We start from the raw sequence: 15494 nt of genomic DNA on the forward strand, positions 1-15494 counted from the left end.
TTGGAAGCCGATGGATGGAAAAAGTAAACTTGATTCAAGTTGCTTTTCAAGGATGTAACAATGGACGTTAAAATGAGACCCGCATAATCAGGATGATTAAATGCGGGTTTTCTCTTTTTATCATCTTATCTTGTGTTTGTTCTTTTCTGCGCTGTTACTATTATTCTTCACTTCATTCTTGTATTTATTTTGACTTGAATCTATTTTTATCAAGTTTTTCATGTTGTTCTGTTTATACGTCACATTTTAGAACCGCCAAGTGTCAATCTCGTGACATCGCTATGACGTATTGATGACAAATACACTTGTCGATATTCATGTTCATGGTGATTTCTAGCGCTTAACGCTGTTTTGGGCTAGGCTATAGCCAGCTTGATGATATTGATGTGAAAAATTATGTTCAAAATTTATGGTATTAAAAACTGTAACTCTATGAAAAAAGCCTTCGATTTACTCAATGAATTAGGGCTAAGTTATGAATTTCATGATTATAAAAAACAAGGAATTGATGCCGAAACCGTCAAAACTTGGTTAGATGCACTTGGGCAAGATATCATCTTAAATAAAAAAGGCACCACATGGCGCAAACTCAGTGAAGCAGAACAGCAAACAGCACTGGCCAGTGAAGCCAGTTTAATAGAGGCACTATGTACTCACACCAGTTTAATTAAACGCCCTGTCTTAAAAACCGAATCGGGTTTTATTGCAGGTTTTGATGAAGCTGCTTATCGTGCTTTAATCTAAGCTCAAAAAATTCCATTAAAAAACCTGCTTAAATTAAGCAGGTTTTTTTGATTCTTAGTTGCTAAGACTGCCTTAGCGACAGCCTTAAACGACAACTTAGTTTGCGCGAATCCAAGTTTGGTTACGACCTAATGCCGCTACACCAATGAAACCGCGTAATTCAAGTTTCTTACCACCATTGGCAAGTTTACCTTTAAGTTTGTAGGTCTTACCAGTTTGCGGGTCAAGAATTGAACCACCATCGTAGCTTGTGCCACCCGTATTTTTCAGACCGCGAACAATGGTCAAACCTTTCAAAGATTTGTTGTGGTACGGACCTTCACATTTTGTACAGGCATTTTCTTCACCAGGTGTTAAAATTGACTGAATACTTGCGGTTAAAGTTCCATTTTTTTGCTCAGTAAATCTTACCGTGGCTTTGGGTTGTTTGGTTTTATCGTCAATTGTTTTCCAAACTGTGCCGTTAAGCGGATCTGCAGCATTGGCTAAAGCGCTTAAACCTAACAGCCCGAATGCAAGTACAATTTTTTTCATTGTTTTGTTTCCCTGGTCTACTATCAGACAACTTTATTATTAAAAAGTCACAACAAATTTGCAATTTTTGAATGTGACCGTTTAGTGTACCCTTGTAAATTATGTTGGTAAATACACAAATATCCGATCAAATAAAGAACAAAATGGAAAAATCATGAAGATTAACCCCATGTGGAAACAAATTATTACAGAGCGGTTTTTAAAAACCACCATCCGCACACCTAGTCAGTTAAATTTACCACCCAATTCTTTACGTTTTGCACTTGAGCAAATGTGTCGTTTGTTTCCTATGCAAAAGTCGGTGCAGGTACGCACATTGCGTTTGGCAGGTTTACGTGCCGAAGAATTAAAACCTCAGGATGCTGCTACACAGCTAATTTTTCATATTCATGGCGGGGCTTTTTTTCTAGGTTCTTTAAATACGCATCGGGCATTTTTAAGCCAAGTGGCGGCACGTACTCAAATGCAGGTCATTCATGTCGATTATCCTCTTGCACCTGAGCATCCGTTTCCTAATGCCTTAGAAGCTGTCTTTGATGTTTATCAAAGTCTTTTAACACAAGGTATTCAAGCCAAAGACATTATTTTGTCTGGCGATTCTTGCGGGGCAAATCTGGCTTTGGCACTGGCCTTGAAAATACGGGATGAGCAATTGCCACAAGTCAGCGCCCTGATGCTGCTTTCACCCTTTCTGGATTTAACGCTCACCAGTGAATCCTTACGCTATAACCGCAAGCATGATGCCCTACTCTCGATTGAAACACTAGAAACAGGCATTGATTATTATGTGCCGCCTGAACTGGATCGTGCTGCGCCACAAATTTCACCCTTATTTGATGATTTACACGACTTGCCCCCTGTTTTGGTACAAGTTGGCTCTAAAGAAATTTTGTTGGACGATGCAGCCCGTTTTAAAGAAAAAGCTGAACAAGCAGGGGGAGAAGTACATTACAAACTCTACACAGGCATGTGGCACAATTTTCAAATGTTTTCGCCATGGTTTGATGAAGCCAAGCAAGCTTTGGCAGATTTGGCTGAATTTGCTCATCTGCAAGATCAAAGCTAAATTTGAAATTAAGCTAAAACCGTTGATGACATCATTGCAGCTCTATGCGCGTAAACGGAGTTTTCAATAAAACTGACAATAAAAAAGCTCAGCATCCTTAAGATACTGAGCTTTTTTATTGGGAAAAATACAGCCTAAATTGCCTGAATTTGTTGCAAGGCCTTAGCAACTGCCTGATCTTTAAATTCAGACATACTCACACCTTCCGCACGAATCACTTGCACATCATTCACGCCTGTAAAATTGAAGATGGTTTTTAGAAAATCTTCCTGAAAATCGGCAGGGCTGTTATCACCATAGACGCCACCACGGCTACTGGCGATATACGCTGTTTTCTCACCCGCCAAGCCCACAGGACCTTGCTCGGTATATTTAAAAGTTTTGCCTGCCACACTAATGCGGTCAATCCATGCTTTCAAGGTAGAAGTCAAACCAAAGTTATACATGGCAGCACCCACGACCACGACATCGGCATCTATATATTGCTGGATAATTTTTTCACCCAAAGCGGCTTGTTCTACATCTTGGCCCATTAAAATTTCGGCAGTTAAATGCGGAATCGGTTGCTGTGCCAAATCTAAATAATCGACCTGCGCATGGGCATGTTTTGCAGTCAGTTGTTGCACAATGGCCTGACTCAACTGACGTGAAACTGAATTTTCACCTAAAATACTGGAGTCGATATGTAAAATTTTCATGGCTGCATCTCAATTCTTTATTCATTCAATAAAGTTATTTTAATCTTTGCGCTAAATTGAATAATCTGGAGAATTAAGACACTCTGTTTTATTTTTGGAACAAAATTGGCAAGATCGCTGCGCCACAACCCACTTTGGTTATGCAATAGCTACTCCAAATTTACACGACTACTCCATTCAGACTTGGCTTTGATAAGGTTCCAAATAATTGACCCACATTGGCTCTTGTAAAGCTGCTTGCATCCAAGCCTGCATAGCGGGATGCTGCATCACCAGTTGCATATACTGCTGACTTTCTGCGCTCACGGGCAAAGCATAAGTCATAAAACGTGTCACCACAGGGGCATAAAAGGCATCGGCAATGCTGAATTCACCACATAAAAAGCCACCTACAGTTGGGCGTGTTGCCCAAATCTGTTCAATGCGAGCCACATCCTGCCTCAAACCTGCATGTTCTTGCCATAATTTTGCGCCAACTTCCGCTAAATTGGCGCGAATATTCATCCCACATAAACTGCGTAAATCTGTAAAACCGCTGTGCATTTCTGCACAAATACTGCGTGCCCAAGCGCGTTGTTGTGCATTACGTGGCCACAGGGCTTGCTCTGGAAATTGCTCAGCCAAATATTCACAAATGGCAAGAGAATCCCAGACCAATAATCCATCATGCAATAAAGCAGGTACTTTACCGTTTGAGTTCACTGCCAGCACCTGCTGTTTAAAATTACCCTGACCACGTTCTGTGGGAAAATTGATCTGAATTTCCTCAAAAGGCAGATGAAATGCTTTTAACACCAGCCACGGACGCAGCGACCAGCTCGAATAATTTTTATTGGCAATATACAGTTGCATCATAATTGTGATTCCTGTGCTGTGTCCAACTGACTGAGCTGTTGCAATAAAGTACGCTCGGTAAATGCACCTGTTAAACGTAAACTGCGAATTTCTTGTTGTTGTGCATCTAAAAACAAGAATGTCGGTGGCCCTAAAATTTCCCATTGATTAAGCAAGGCCTGATGACTTTCATCATAATCACTTAAATCGAGTTTAATCAGATAATACGCTGCCAATGCCTGTTTAACCTCAGCAGCCTTCAATACTTGCTGCTCAATCGGACGACACGCTACACACCAGTCGGCATAAACATCGATCATCACTTGCTGATTTTTAGGGGCTTGAGCCAGTAACTGTTGTAATTCGGCAGCAGTTTTGGCCTGATGCCATTGTAATCCTACTACACTTTTTTGCTGCCAAAAGCGCTGACTGTGTTGATACTGGCTATAAATCAGATAAGGCACAACCAACAATAACGCACTCACATAAAGGGCTCGCAAGCCACCATGATAGCGGCTTAAACGATGCAGCACATAGCCAATAAAACTAAGTCCAAGTGCCAAGCTAAGCCATTGCAGCCATGCTTCACCAATTAAAGGACGGACAAAATATAGTGCTAAAGCCAGCATAATAAAGGCAAACAGCACTTTAATTTGATGCATCCACAAGCCTGCTCGCGGCAATACTTTTGCCCCAAGCACACTGGCCAACAATAACGGCGTACCCATGCCAAAACCGAGTGTAAATAGTAGTAACGCACCCTGTATCTGACTTTGGGTTTGGGAAATAAACAATAATGCCCCTGCTAACGGCGCAGTCATACACGGCCCAACCAACAAGGCAGATAACATGCCCATTAGCGCAGCACCAGCTAAATTACCGCCCTTTTGCATAGATTGCGCCTGATCGAGTCGATTGACCCAAGCACGTGGTAACTTGATTTCAAACAAACCAAATAGGTTTAAAGCAAACAGCACAAATAACAGGCTAAAGGCAATTAAGGTTGCAGGCTGCTGCAACCAACGCTGAAAATTCAAACCTGCTGATGACGCAATTAATCCCAACAGCGCATAGACCATGGCCATACTGCAGACAAAGACCAGTGCAATCATCCATGCTTTGATGCCTTTGTGTTCACGTACCAATAGGGAGGTCAAAATGGGCAACATCGGCAAAGAACACGGGGTAAAAGCCAGCAGCAGCCCCAATCCAAAAAATAATAGCAAACCATAGGCCAACGAGCTTTGTGCCAGTTTTTCAGACCACTGCTGATCTTGTGCCGTTATAGGTTGTGCAGCTTCAGGGCTTGTCTGCAAATCAGTTGGAGAATTGGCAGGTGCAGTTGAAAATCCTTCACGAGTGGAACTACTTTGCCCAGCCCAAATACTTTTTTGTGATGCACTTTGATTTTCTAAAATGACCAAACCTGTGTTATCGGTCTGGAATTCTATGCGCTGCGGTGGATAACAAATCCGATCTTGGGCGCACCCTTGCCAAGTCACTTGATAGTGCTGCGCAGTTTGGGTGGGAATTTTAAAACTCACCTGCCGATAATAAACTTGAGTGTGTCCATAATTTTCATCATAAACATCTTCAGCGGGAGGCAACTCCAAAGCCAGCACTTGCTGCCCATGCTCGACCTTAAATTGATGTCGATACAAATAATACTGTTCAGGCATGTTCCAGCGCAGTTCTGCCTGATGCGAATCTACAGATTCAACACTAAACTGAAAGGCTTTTTCGGGCGGAAGTAATGGCGTTTCTGCCTGCACATTCAAACTGAACAGCAACAGCCAACCCAACAATAAAATACGCACAGCTTTATGCAAATAGTGACTCAGATGATAAGCCACGCCTCGAATCACTGCATTTAACTGTGCTGCACTCGGCTGAAAAAAAGGCGGTGTCATCTTGTTTTAGCTGCCTCCGCATACACTTTGTTGTTATTGAATAAATGCAGCGCGTGAAATCACTGTTTACACGCGCTGCATTTTGAGTTGTTGTTTAAGTGCTGTTCACTTAAAACAGGAACGACATCCCTAAACCTGCACGGTAACTTTTATCTGCACCGTCTAAATCTACACCAACACTGGCATCGAGTTGGGTACGCTCATTCAGTGTATAAATCAGCCCTGAACCCAAACCATATTCATAGTCCTGACTTTCTGCTTTGCGATATACCAACTCAGAAAAACCCGACCATTGATCATTTAAACGATATTGAATATTTGGAATCGCAGTTGCCGCCCAATCACTATTTTGCACCGCATAACGCATGGTGATGCCCGTTTTTAATAGGTCGCTATATTGATAGCTCACCGCTGTGCTTAAACTGTAAATATCGTCATGTTCAGTAAAACCGTCATTGCCTGTGGCAATTAACGCTTCTAACAATACTGCCATCGACAATTTATCGTCATTTAAATCAATTGCTTGTTTTAGGCCAATGCTGACATCGCCCAAACCATCATCTTCAACCGATTGCCCTGCAGTTTTGCTTTGGCTCCACGCGGGACCCTGCCAACCTAGTTGCAACTCTAAGTCCTGCATTAAACCTGTACGCAACAACATGTCAGCATTTAAGCGTGTGGTTTTCACTGTTTCGCCCAAAGCGTTGTTACTTTCCTGATAACTTGCACTTGGTAAAGCCTGTTCCCAAGCCAATTTTCCTACAGGGGTGATGCCTGTGCTCATTCCTGCACCAGGACGATCAAATTCAAACTCGGTTGCTCCAACCTGCATACTGATCGCTGCTGCCACCAGAATTCCAACTGTTTTTAATGCTGACATATTTTTAATCTCTGCAGTTAGGCCAATTCTTTACTCATTTTTGCGCCATGGCGACGCAACAATTCTAAAGTCTGTTGTTCTTCTGGCAAAGCATCAGACCATTGAATTTCATCAAAATCACAGTCAAACAATAAATCACTGATTGAAGATAAAATAGTTAAACCGTCTTCATCTTTGGTATTTGGATCCACTTTTTCATCTAACAGACGTTGTACGGCAGGTGCACATGCTGCACTCGCAGCATCCCAAAGTGGTCCGTAGACTTCTTCGGCATCCCATAAATGCAAATTCACTTTGGCTTGAATCAAGGCTTCTAAAATATCTAGATGGACTTGTAAATCTTGTTGTTTTTGCTGATCACTTAATGGCTGACCCGCTTCATAAGCTTCACAAATTTTTTCCCACCACTGAAATAAACCGTCAGACCAGACCGAAATGACAGGCCCCTTTTCGGCATCCATAAAATTCGGATCCAAACCCTCTGCCAAAAGGCGTTGCACTTGGGCAAGGTCTAATTCTTCTATTGCTTGCACCAAAACTTGTTGTTGCGCAGTTAACATGCAGAAAGCTCTCTTCAATCAATATTCAATTTAAGACTATTATGCCCAATAAAGCGGCATTTGTATGAGATAAATGTCAGCAAATCGTGAATTTACATCTGCACAGTTCTATCAGGCATAAAAAAGCCCCGCAATATTTGCGAGGCCAGAAGTCTGCAGTACTTAAACTGCATGTTTCTTATTCGTCAGCATCGACATCTGTATCTACAAATTCAGGGCGTGCACCACGAGGGTTTTCATTTTTTTCAAACGCATGTTCTAGGCTGCGTTTTAAACGGTCAATCGCACCATGAATTGCAGTATCAATGTTGTGACCACGATGATTTACAACCACTGGTTTTAAACCTGCTGGACGGGCTTCAATCATGCAACGGATGTCGTCATCACCGCCTTTTTCCCCATTTTCATCACTAAAATGTACTGAAAAATGGGTAATACGCTCACTGTGGCGTTGGAATTCATTATTCAGTTCTTCACGAACGTAACTAATTAATCGATCACTGTTTTGAATGTTTTTATCGGTACGGATTTCAATATTCATGATTTCATCCTCTTGCGTTCGTTATTTCTGAATCTTGTTGTGCCAAAATCTTACATATAATTTTATACATATACATTTTAGCGTGTTTATAATGTGCTGTTTTTACAGCATAAAGTACATCTTCAACTTAGTTTGGAATAACTTCCTCCCGTTTGAATGATGAACACTTTTAAGTCTGCAGAACCGTGTCCCTATACCTTGAATATCGGGCCTATCTAAAAAATATGCAAGCGATATTTATAGAAAAGCAGCAAAAGAATAACCCTTTTAGGACAAGTTTTCGCTCAGATGTTCAATAAGCAACCAATTTGACTGTTCAAGCAGATGTGATTGATTTTTCAACACAGAAACTTGATGCTTTTAAGGGGCTTAGCATGGCATGCAAAAAGCTAGACATTATTTTTACCATTGGTTTTAAATCCTGCAAAAATGCAGCGCTTTTAGAATTGGCAAAAAATACCAAGAAATGACCTGTCAATAATCGAATTTTGCTTTATTTTTGCTTAAGAATCTGTATCCTTGAAACGCTTTTCTTGGGGTCTTATTTTATGAAATTTACACATATTGCTGCGCTATGCGCTCTCTCTACTGCTGCAACTTTTACGCAAGCAAATCCTATTGTATGGCAGGATTTCAGCTTGACTGGTCTTTATGGTGAAAACTATGAAGTAGGTACTGAAGATCGTACGACTCTTACTGCTGAATATGCAGCTAAACTCAAATATTCTGATGTGTTCTTCTTCGTTGACCAACAATGGGATGGTAATGATGATGACTCAACCTATTTTGAATTAGCACCACGTTTAAGTTTGGGTGAAATTACAGGTCAAAACCTATCTTTTGGCCCAGTGAAAGATGTTCTCATTGCAACGACTTGGGAACATAATGCAGGACATGGTGCAAATACTGAATTTAATAACTTTTTATACGGTGTAGGTTTCTCTTTAGACATTCCATATACGCAATATGCAAATGTAAACTTCTACAAAGCAGATAACGATAAGAATATCTCTAAAGATGATTATCAAATGACCATCACTTATGCTGTACCATTTAAAATTGGTTCTGAAGAGTTCTTGGCTGATGCGTTCCTAGACTGGTCTACTGCAGAAGATGACCACGCCAGTGAACTCAACTGGACTTCTCAATATAAATGGAATGTGGGTAAACACATTTCACCTAAAACTAAATTATATGTGGGTATCGAACACTCTGTTTGGAACAACAAGTTTGGTATTAAAGGCGTAGATCAAAACGATGTTAGCGCATTGGTAAAATACCACTTCTAAGCCAGCCTGATCGCTATTCAAAAAAGCAAGACTTCGGTCTTGCTTTTTTATTGGCTGTTAAAATTTTTTAATTTATATTCAGGTATAAAATTAGCATGCGACTCATTTGTACTTCACTTAAAACTCCGCTACATTTACTTTAAATTTCAAATAAAAAGCAATGTGACTTCACATGCAAAAAACTGATTTTATTATTCTGCTATTTTGTGCCATTGCCGCAATTTTACATGGCATGAGTGGTTTTGGCTTTCCCATGCTTAGCACCGCTGCAGTGGCGATGCTGTATCCGCTGAGTACCGCAGTCGCCTTGGTTCTCATTCCCTGTTTACTGTTAAATCTATACATGTTGCGGGGTGACACCAAGCAATCTTTATTGAGCAGTTTATATGGCTACTGCAAAAAATATTGGGGCTTAATTCTCAGTGCGTTAATTGGCAGCTATTTAGGCGTCAGTTTGCTGCTGATTCTAAATGAAGGCTATTTAAAATTTGCGATGGGGACACTGATTCTGCTTTACGTGGCCGATCAGTTTAGAACCCGCCCCTTACAAATTTCAGCCTCACTGAAAAATATGCTGATTTTTGGTTTTCTAGCAGGTGTGATTGGTGGAGCCACCAATGCCATGGCACCGTTTTTAATGATGTATTTGCTCAGCACCCAACACAGTAAAACCGATATTGTGGTGATTAGTAATCTTAATTTTATTGTCTCTAAACTCATTCAACTGGCAGTGTTATATCCAGTAATTCAACAATTTAGCAGCACACAATTTAAGGTTTTGGCGCTAATTTGCCTAATTTCTGTAGCAATGGTTTATGTGGGCAGTCTGATTCGTAAAAATATTTCTCAGGCTGTATTTAAGCACATTGTTTTTACTTTACTTAGTTTCATGGCTATTTACGCAATTGCTCAAGGATTAGCCATCATCACAAAACAGCCTGCATTGTTGATATAAATCAATAAAATGAACATAACAAATGGAAAATTATTTAGATTTTTTTTTAGCTTAAATAATTTTTTACACCTATAATTAAGACTAGCTTAAAAAACAGTCTGTTAAGACTGCTTCGGTCGTTTGCACCGACCAATCTTCCAACTTTTCCTTTTATTCCATTTTTACGGAGCGAACTTCTATGGAAAATAACCATATAGAAGTGCCAGCCAGTATTAAGCGAAAAGAACTGATCAAGACTTGGGCCATTGTTATTCTTGCGACCCTGCTCTCTTTCGGTTTGTATAACGTCTTACCCTATGATGAAAACGCCAATAAGGGTCTAAGTCTGTTGCTTTTTATTGGTATTTTATGGCTCACCGAAGCGGTACACATTACCATTACAGCACTGTTAGTACCTGTGCTTGCTGTGGCTTTAGGTATGCCACTTGAAAATGCCAGCAAAGAACTTGTACCAATTTCAACCAAGCAAGCATTAGCAACTTTTGCAGACCCTGTCATTTTCCTGTTCTTTGGTGGTTTTGCTTTAGCAACTGCGCTGCACATTCAGAAACTGGATCGTAAAATTGCGATGTGGATTATTTCCATGTCGGGCGGTCACTTGGGGATTTCGGTTTTATCTATTTTTATCGTCACTGCTGCGTTGTCGATGTGGATTTCCAACACAGCCACGGCGGCGATGATGTTACCGTTGGCACTAGGTTTGTTATCACACCTCGATGCCACCAAAGAGCGTAAAACCTTCGTTTTCATTTTATTGGGGATTGCCTACTCTGCCAGTTTAGGTGGTTTGGGTACGTTGGTGGGTTCGCCACCAAACGCTATTGCAGCCAAAGCATTAGACTATGACTTTGCTGACTGGATGAAAATTGGTTTACCAATGATGCTGATTTTGCTACCAGCGATGTTGGTCAGCTTATATTTGGTATTGCGTCCAAATTTAAATCAAAAAATTCATTTTGAAACTGAAGTGATTCCTTGGACCAAAACCCGTGTTGCAACGATGATTTTATTCGTATGTACTGCAGTGGCGTGGATTTTTGGTAAAAAACTTAGCGAAACCTTCGGCATTAGCCAACCCGATACATGGACTGCATTAGCTGCTGCATGTTTGGTAGTCATGCTAGGTACTGCATCTTGGAAGCAAGTAGCTGAAAATACCGATTGGGGCGTGTTATTACTGTTCGGTGGTGGTTTAACCCTCAGTGCGATCTTAAAAGATTCAGGCGCATCTTTGGTATTGGGTCAAACCCTTGCCAATACCTTTGGTGATACTTCGCCATTGGTAGTGATTTTTGCGGTGACCATCTTCATTATTTTCTTAACTGAATTTACCAGTAATACAGCGTCTGCTGCGTTATTGGTTCCTGTATTTGCTGCAATTGCAGACCAAATGGGTATTCCAAAAGAAATTTTAGTGGTGATTATTGGTATTGGTGCATCGTGTGCCTTTATGTTACCTGTGGCAACGCCACCAAATGCGATTGTATTTGGTACAGGTCAAATTAAACAAAGTGAAATGATGAGTGTGGGCATGGTGTTGAACGTCATGTGCGTATTTATTATTTCATTATTTGTATATTGGTTCTTTAGTTAAGGATCAATAAAAAATGGAGCACAAGATGCTCCATTTTTTTCGCCTCAATTTTAGAATATTTTTAATCATCAAATCATTACCTGGCGAATTCAAACATGAGGTGCGACAGTTTGAAAAGTCTTATGATAATCAACAAGCTGAGCAAATTTCTCTAATGGTGTAAGCCAATCTAACGCTTTTCTAGGACGAGTATTCAGTGACATGGCAACTTAATTTAAATAATGCTGATCTGCCTGATTTAAATCAATCCCTTTAGGTAAATATTGCCTAATTAAACCATTCATATTTTCGCATGTGCCTTTTTGCCAGGGTGAATGTGGGTCACAGAAATATACATCTATGCCTAAATCTTCTTCAAGTATTTTATGTTCTGCCAGCTCGCGTCCACGGTCATAGGTCAACGTTTTACGCAGTTCTGCAGGTAAATATTTCAGAGCTTCAGTTAAAGCCTTGCGCACTGATTCTGCCTTTGCATCAGGTAATGTTGCCAAGATACAGAGCCGTGTATTTCGTTCAATAAGTGTTGCTATCGAACTTTTATTGTCTTTACCTTTAATTAAATCAGCTTCCCAATGACCCGGTATTTTTCTTTCTTGAACTTCGGCTGGGCGCTCATGAATAGTTTTAATATCCTGTAATATAGAATCTTTTTTAGGTTCACCGTTAGCTTTTCGCTTTTTATTTTCATGACGCAGACAGGATAATAAGTCTTTTTTCAACTCACCCTTTGGTAATGCTCGTATCGTTGAATAAATCGTTGTATGGCTTACATTCATTGTTTGATCCAAATCAGGAAATGTCTTTAAACGCTTTGCTATTTGCTGAGGAGACCATAAACAACGGATCGCTTCAACAATAAATTTCCAGAGGATTGAATCGATTTTGAGTTTTCTGTGACCACGTCTACGTCTAGCGAAGGTGTTATCAGAAGCATATCGAGCTTGATAAACGTCATTGATGCTATTTCTTTTAAGCTCACGATAGATCGTACTAGGATGTCTTTTAATGAGTTCAGCAAATTTTCTGGCTGAAAAGCCTTCTTTTCTTGACTCAAGCATTAATGCAGTACGATCTTCAAAGTTAAGATGATGGTATGACAATTTTATATACTCCATAAACCCTTTAAATTAATTAGGTGGTTTATGTCGCACTTCAAGTTTTACTCTGCCCCTAAATAAATTCGCTATACTCAGGACATAATAATTTAGACACAATGAGGAGGGTTAAATGGCTAAGTTTTTAAATACGAGCGCGACCAATTTTTTCTTAGAAGAACTGATAAAAAATGCCAAAGAAAGGTTAATTTTAATTAGCCCATATTTACGTTTAAATGACCGTATTAAAGAGTTACTTGAAGATAAAGATCGACTCAAAATTGATATTCGAATCGTTTATGGAAAAAGTGATTTACATCCTGATGAAATAAAATGGATGCAAAAACTTGATTTTGTTCGGCTCAGTTTTTGTAAAAACTTACATGCTAAATGCTATCTCAATGAATCTGAATGTATTATTTCTAGTCTAAATCTTTATGAATTTAGCCAAATTAATAATAACGAAATGGGCATTTTGATTCGCAAATATGAAGATCAAGATGTCTTTAAAGATGCTTATGAAGAAGCGCAACGTATTATTCGTATTAGTGATGAAGTTAGAATTAGTTTAGATGAAGTGAAAGCCGAACCAATAAATGAATCTGTTGAAGAAACCAATGACAATAATGTTGGTAAATTAACATCATCTAAACTTGCAGCAAAACATAAAATGAAAACCAATGAATTGTTGGCTCATTTTACCGAAAAAGGCTTATTAAATATCAATGATGCTGGAAAGCACACACTCACTCAACAAGGCAAAGACGTAGGTGCAGAATTTAAAACCAGTCAATATGGTGGATATTTTTTATGGCCTGAAAATATTGAATTATAAACACCAATCAAAATTACAATAAAAAGCATCCATTACTTTTTTGAAATAATGGATGCTTTTTCTAAATTAAATCAGCTTAAACCGCCAAATCGGCTAAATTACCTTTTTGCTCTAACCACACTTTACGGTCTGCAGAGCGTTTTTTAGCCAGCAATTTATCCAATAAACCTGCGGTAAAATGACTATCATCCAAATCGAGTTGCACCAAACGGCGTGTATTTGGATCCATCGTGGTTTCACGTAACTGACTGGCATTCATTTCACCCAAACCTTTAAATCGGGTAATTTGCGGATTTTTGGTTTTGGCTTTTTTCAGCGTATTTTCTAGCTCATCTTCATCTAGCGCATAATGCACATCTTTACCGTCATCAATACGGAATAATGGCGGCATGGCGACATATAAATGCCCATCTTCCACCAAGCTTGGGAAATGCTTCACGAACAAGGCACACAGCAAAGTGGCAATGTGTAAACCATCCGAGTCGGCATCAGCCAAAATACAAACCTTACCATAACGCAATTCAGATAAATCATCACTGCCCGGGTCAACCCCAATCGCAATTGCAATATCGTGTACTTCCTGCGAACCCAAAACCTCGTCCGAAGATACTTCCCACGTATTTAAAATTTTTCCGCGAATTGGCATGATCGCCTGAAAGTTTTTATCACGTGCTTGTTTGGCAGAACCACCTGCGGAATCACCTTCGACAATAAACAGTTCCGATTCTTCACGGGTTTGTCCCACGCAATCTGCCAATTTACCCGGCAAGGCTGGGCCTGAAACAATTTTTTTACGTTCTACTTTTTTCGCTGCTTTTAAACGACGACCTGCTTTGGAAATTGCCATTTCTGCCAATTGCATGGCAATGTCAGAATTTTGGTTCAACCACAAGGCAAAAGCATCTTTGGCGATATTCTGCATAATGCTTGCCGCTTCACGGCTCGATAAACGCTCCTTGGTCTGCCCAGAAAACTGCGGCTCTTGGAACTTTAACGATAAAATGTAGTTAACCCCATCCCAAACATCTTCGGCAGATAGCTTTAAATTGCGCGGCAATAAATTGCGTAATTCACAGAACTCACGTAAAGCATCGGTCACACCAGAACGTAGTCCATTGACATGCGTACCGCCTTGCGCAGTCGGAATCAAGTTGACATAACTTTCCTGAATTTGCTCGCCACCTTCTACGTTCCAACAAATTGCAAATTCTGCACTAGCACGTTCTGCCTCACCTGTCGCCACAAAAGCAGGAGCAGGTACAATCTCACGATCTTCCAGCTCATCCATCAAATAGTCGACTAGACCATTTTCAAACTGCCAGACAATTTTTTCATCGTTAATTTCATCAATGTAATGAATTTCTAAACCTGCAGCCAGTACCGCTTTGGCTTTTAAATTGTGCTTTAAGGCTTTTAGCGCAAATTTAGGTGAATCAAAATATTTAGCTTCAGGCCAGAAATGTACCAACGTACCCGAAGCACGTTTTGGCGCTTTGCCTTCCAAGACTTCTAAAGGTGCAGCGGCTTCGCCCTGATCAAAAGCCATTTTATACAGGTTGCCCTGACGCTGTACGGTCACTTCAACCCGACTGGACAAGGCATTCACTACAGAAATACCGACCCCGTGCAAACCACCCGAAAATTGGTAGTTGTCGGTGCTGAACTTACCGCCTGCATGCAGCTTGGTCAGAATAATTTCAATCCCGCTTTGCCCGTATTCTGGGTGAATATCGACAGGCATACCACGGCCATTGTCTTCTACCGACAAAGAGCCATCTTTATAGACTTTTACGGTAATTTTATTGGCATGCCCTGCAAGTGCTTCATCCACCGCATTATCAATAACTTCTTGCGCCAAATGGTTCGGACGTGTGGTGTCGGTATACATGCCCGGGCGACGACGTACTGGATCTAAACCAGATAAAACTTCAAGAGATTGAGCGGTATATTGAGACACGTT

General features: G+C 40.3%; 15 protein-coding genes and 1 pseudogene. 7 read left to right on the forward strand and 9 right to left on the reverse strand.

What is annotated here, in order from left to right; translation table 11 throughout:
* The first annotated feature begins 396 nt into the window (after positions 1-396).
* Complete coding sequence (locus ACNS8M_RS13020; protein ID WP_168417689.1) at positions 397-744, forward strand: Spx/MgsR family RNA polymerase-binding regulatory protein; 348 nt, start codon at positions 397-399, stop codon at positions 742-744.
* Positions 745-840: 96 nt separating this feature from the next.
* Here the strand turns inward: ACNS8M_RS13020 and ACNS8M_RS13025 are convergent, their stop codons facing one another.
* Positions 841-1278, reverse strand: a complete 438-nt coding sequence (locus ACNS8M_RS13025) for a DUF2147 domain-containing protein (protein ID WP_168460502.1) — start codon at positions 1276-1278, stop codon at positions 841-843.
* Between the two features lie 154 nt (positions 1279-1432).
* On the opposite strand from ACNS8M_RS13025, the gene ACNS8M_RS13030 reads away from it, so the two are divergent.
* Positions 1433-2344: an alpha/beta hydrolase gene (locus ACNS8M_RS13030; RefSeq protein ID WP_168460500.1), complete on the forward strand. Its 912-nt coding sequence runs from the start codon at positions 1433-1435 to the stop codon at positions 2342-2344.
* Positions 2345-2478: 134 nt separating this feature from the next.
* On the opposite strand, the gene ACNS8M_RS13035 is transcribed toward ACNS8M_RS13030, so the two are convergent.
* The 6 genes from ACNS8M_RS13035 to ACNS8M_RS13060 all read right to left on the reverse strand — a co-directional run bounded on the left by ACNS8M_RS13035 (position 2479) and on the right by ACNS8M_RS13060 (position 7767).
* The gene (locus ACNS8M_RS13035) at positions 2479-3042 is read right to left on the reverse strand and encodes an FMN-dependent NADH-azoreductase (RefSeq protein WP_168460498.1); all 564 of its coding nucleotides are present in this window, start codon (positions 3040-3042) and stop codon (positions 2479-2481) included.
* 177 nt (positions 3043-3219) lie between these two features.
* Positions 3220-3897 carry a glutathione S-transferase family protein gene (locus ACNS8M_RS13040; protein WP_168417685.1) on the reverse strand — a complete coding sequence of 226 codons (678 nt, stop codon included), beginning with the start codon at positions 3895-3897 and terminating at the stop codon, positions 3220-3222.
* Positions 3894-5786, reverse strand: coding sequence for a protein-disulfide reductase DsbD (dsbD, locus tag ACNS8M_RS13045; RefSeq protein ID WP_168460496.1), 1893 nt, complete (start codon positions 5784-5786; stop codon positions 3894-3896). The genes ACNS8M_RS13040 and dsbD overlap by 4 nt, the downstream gene beginning before the upstream one ends.
* A 109-nt stretch (positions 5787-5895) precedes the next feature.
* Complete coding sequence (locus ACNS8M_RS13050) at positions 5896-6666, reverse strand: transporter (RefSeq protein ID WP_168417683.1); 771 nt, start codon at positions 6664-6666, stop codon at positions 5896-5898.
* Positions 6667-6683: 17 nt separating this feature from the next.
* Positions 6684-7226: an ankyrin repeat domain-containing protein gene (locus tag ACNS8M_RS13055; protein ID WP_168460494.1), complete on the reverse strand. Its 543-nt coding sequence runs from the start codon at positions 7224-7226 to the stop codon at positions 6684-6686.
* Positions 7227-7404: 178 nt separating this feature from the next.
* On the reverse strand, positions 7405-7767 hold the full coding sequence (locus ACNS8M_RS13060) for an HPF/RaiA family ribosome-associated protein (protein ID WP_168417681.1): 363 nt from the start codon (positions 7765-7767) through the stop codon (positions 7405-7407).
* Positions 7768-8075: 308 nt separating this feature from the next.
* On the opposite strand from ACNS8M_RS13060, the gene ACNS8M_RS13065 reads away from it, so the two are divergent.
* The 4 genes from ACNS8M_RS13065 (at position 8076) to ACNS8M_RS13080 (ending at position 11605) form a co-directional block, all read left to right on the forward strand.
* Positions 8076-8237 (forward strand): hypothetical protein, encoded by a 162-nt coding sequence (locus ACNS8M_RS13065; protein WP_346792794.1) that lies wholly within the window; start codon positions 8076-8078, stop codon positions 8235-8237.
* Between the two features lie 78 nt (positions 8238-8315).
* Positions 8316-9056 (forward strand): outer membrane protein OmpK, encoded by a 741-nt coding sequence (locus ACNS8M_RS13070; RefSeq protein WP_168460492.1) that lies wholly within the window; start codon positions 8316-8318, stop codon positions 9054-9056.
* A 172-nt stretch (positions 9057-9228) separates the two neighbouring features.
* On the forward strand, positions 9229-10011 hold the full coding sequence (locus ACNS8M_RS13075) for a sulfite exporter TauE/SafE family protein (RefSeq protein ID WP_168460490.1): 783 nt from the start codon (positions 9229-9231) through the stop codon (positions 10009-10011).
* A gap of 178 nt (positions 10012-10189) precedes the next feature.
* Positions 10190-11605 (forward strand): SLC13 family permease, encoded by a 1416-nt coding sequence (locus ACNS8M_RS13080; RefSeq protein ID WP_168460488.1) that lies wholly within the window; start codon positions 10190-10192, stop codon positions 11603-11605.
* A gap of 89 nt (positions 11606-11694) precedes the next feature.
* Here ACNS8M_RS13080 and ACNS8M_RS13085 read toward each other — a convergent pair.
* Positions 11695-12720: pseudogene (locus tag ACNS8M_RS13085) on the reverse strand (IS30 family transposase).
* A 112-nt stretch (positions 12721-12832) separates the two neighbouring features.
* On the opposite strand from ACNS8M_RS13085, the gene ACNS8M_RS13090 reads away from it, so the two are divergent.
* The gene (locus ACNS8M_RS13090; protein WP_179994149.1) at positions 12833-13534 is read left to right on the forward strand and encodes a phospholipase D family protein; all 702 of its coding nucleotides are present in this window, start codon (positions 12833-12835) and stop codon (positions 13532-13534) included.
* A gap of 76 nt (positions 13535-13610) precedes the next feature.
* Here ACNS8M_RS13090 and parE read toward each other — a convergent pair whose 3' ends face one another.
* The gene (gene parE / locus ACNS8M_RS13095) at positions 13611-15491 is read right to left on the reverse strand and encodes a DNA topoisomerase IV subunit B (protein WP_004974183.1); all 1881 of its coding nucleotides are present in this window, start codon (positions 15489-15491) and stop codon (positions 13611-13613) included.
* Positions 15492-15494 lie beyond the last annotated feature (3 nt).

The organism is Acinetobacter sp. A2 (assembly GCF_048537555.1).
Taxonomy (GTDB): Bacteria; Pseudomonadota; Gammaproteobacteria; order Pseudomonadales; family Moraxellaceae; genus Acinetobacter.

Bases quoted from the DNA above. Each gene is read 5' to 3' on its own strand.
- ACNS8M_RS13020 (WP_168417689.1), top strand. From the start codon at position 397: ATGTTCAAAATTTATGGTATTAAAAACTGTAACTCTATGAAAAAAGCC.
- ACNS8M_RS13025 (WP_168460502.1), bottom strand. From the start codon at position 1,278: ATGAAAAAAATTGTACTTGCATTCGGGCTGTTAGGTTTAAGCGCTTTA.
- ACNS8M_RS13030 (WP_168460500.1), top strand. From the start codon at position 1,433: ATGAAGATTAACCCCATGTGGAAACAAATTATTACAGAGCGGTTTTTA.
- ACNS8M_RS13035 (WP_168460498.1), bottom strand. From the start codon at position 3,042: ATGAAAATTTTACATATCGACTCCAGTATTTTAGGTGAAAATTCAGTT.
- ACNS8M_RS13040 (WP_168417685.1), bottom strand. From the start codon at position 3,897: ATGATGCAACTGTATATTGCCAATAAAAATTATTCGAGCTGGTCGCTG.
- dsbD (WP_168460496.1), bottom strand. From the start codon at position 5,786: ATGACACCGCCTTTTTTTCAGCCGAGTGCAGCACAGTTAAATGCAGTG.
- ACNS8M_RS13050 (WP_168417683.1), bottom strand. From the start codon at position 6,666: ATGTCAGCATTAAAAACAGTTGGAATTCTGGTGGCAGCAGCGATCAGT.
- ACNS8M_RS13055 (WP_168460494.1), bottom strand. From the start codon at position 7,226: ATGTTAACTGCGCAACAACAAGTTTTGGTGCAAGCAATAGAAGAATTA.
- ACNS8M_RS13060 (WP_168417681.1), bottom strand. From the start codon at position 7,767: ATGAATATTGAAATCCGTACCGATAAAAACATTCAAAACAGTGATCGA.
- ACNS8M_RS13070 (WP_168460492.1), top strand. From the start codon at position 8,316: ATGAAATTTACACATATTGCTGCGCTATGCGCTCTCTCTACTGCTGCA.
- ACNS8M_RS13075 (WP_168460490.1), top strand. From the start codon at position 9,229: ATGCAAAAAACTGATTTTATTATTCTGCTATTTTGTGCCATTGCCGCA.
- ACNS8M_RS13080 (WP_168460488.1), top strand. From the start codon at position 10,190: ATGGAAAATAACCATATAGAAGTGCCAGCCAGTATTAAGCGAAAAGAA.
- ACNS8M_RS13090 (WP_179994149.1), top strand. From the start codon at position 12,833: ATGGCTAAGTTTTTAAATACGAGCGCGACCAATTTTTTCTTAGAAGAA.